The organism is Cupriavidus sp. 05N39 (genome assembly GCF_056397325.1).
The window spans coordinates 1-510 of the sequence record NZ_JBFTNE010000292.1 but is presented as its reverse complement, the minus strand read 5'-3'; the positions used below and the strand labels follow the sequence as shown (position 1 = coordinate 510).

The following is a 510-nucleotide window of genomic DNA, read 5'->3' as shown; positions in this document are numbered from 1 at the left end:
ACGTATACGTCACGTCCTTGGGCGGCATCTTGTTGGCCACGTTCACCACCGACAACGACAGGCGCGAGTGGTCGTCGAACCGGTACTGCAGCGACACGTTGTAGCGGTACGTGGCGCCGATCCAGGGGCTGTCGCCGCTGTCCGGGTCGAAGCTCTGGTCGTAGCTGTCGTAGGTCGGCAGCCTGCCCAGCCGCGAGCCGTACACGGTGGCCGACCAGGCCTCTTTCTCCCAGGTGATGCTCGCACTGGTCTTGGTGCGCGGGATGTCGAAGCCGCTGTTGACCGCGAACTGGTCTTCGACCACATCGCCCTCGAACTGCTGGAAGTCGTGCGTCTTCACCCAGGTGTGGTTGCCACTCAGGATGAAGTCGCCAACCCCGGTGCTCAGCCGGTAACGCAGGCCCACATCGATGCCACGGGTGGTCTCGCGCGCGATGTTGATCGGGTTGACGTGCACCCCGTACAGGCGGCCATCGCTGGTGCGGCTGACGCGGCTGATCGCATCGACAC

General features: G+C 64.5%; 1 protein-coding gene. It reads right to left on the bottom strand.

Going from position 1 to position 510, the window contains the following annotated elements:
• Positions 1 to 510: TonB-dependent receptor domain-containing protein (locus AC1DN0_RS41370; protein ID WP_477146648.1), on the bottom strand; the 510-nt coding region annotated here is incomplete at both ends.